Here is a 1,116-nt window from a genome sequence, read left to right on the forward strand (position 1 = left end):
TCATTAGCACTAGATGTGCCTTTAGATAACACCCGAGATGTCAGTTATGCGTTATTAACGATAGCGAGTGATGGAACAAAAGAAACACCAACTACTTTTATCCTTGATAATGTGCAGTTGCAAGTAACCTCTGAAAGTAACGAACCAGATCCTAATGATGTTGACGGCGATAGTATATTAGATGCTTGGGAATTAGAGCACTTCGATACATTAAACCATGATATGACATTAGATAGTGACAATGATGGTTTAACTGATGGCGAAGAGTTTACTACAGGAACCAATCCTTCATTGGTTGATAGTGATGGTGACGGTATGTCTGATGGCTGGGAAGTATCTAACGGTTTGAATCCAACAGTAGATGATGCGTCAGGCGATATTGATAATGATGGCATTTCTAACTTTGCTGAATATATTAATGCAACACCTAATTACCCTGAAAATACTGATACTGATAATGATGGACTACCTGATATTTTTGAAGTAAATAACGGTTTAAACCCACTTGATGATAACGACGTAAATATTGATAGTGACAATGATGGTTTGCCTGATGCGTTCGAAATATTTCATGTTTTAAATATTAATAATACCGCTGATGTTTTAACAGATGCTGATAACGATGGTTTTAATATTTGGCAAGAATTTAATGCTCGAACCAGTGATAAGGATAATAGCCAAAAGCCGACAGGTACGCTGTTAGGCTTTGAGAGTAATCCATTCGATACATTTTATTGGAATCCACAAACTACGAATGCATGGTTGAGTGATAATACAAAAAATTATCAGGGTGGTTTTAGTATACGTTCAGCTTCCATTGCCGATGGAGCGACGAGTAAGCTTGAAACAATAATTAATGCTACTGGTGGTGAACAAATATCTTTTTACAGCTCAATAGAATCAACCACAGGGCTGGATAAGCTTGAGTTTTACATTGACGATATATTACAGCTCACAATTAATGGAGAGCTTGGGTATACGCGACATGAGTTTCCGCTACCTTCAGGGAAGCGTAAACTTACGTGGGCATTCACCAAGAACGCAGGTGAGAGCAATGCTTGGCTAGACAATATTTACCTACCAACTTATAGCGATTCTGATATTGACGCTATTCAA

At 37.8% G+C, this 1,116-nt stretch carries 1 pseudogene; it reads left to right on the forward strand.

From position 1 onward, the window contains the following. A pseudogene (locus tag AC27E9_RS19150) lies at positions 1-1,116 on the forward strand (hypothetical protein); the annotation flags it as partial.

Source organism: Colwellia meonggei (assembly GCF_057537295.1).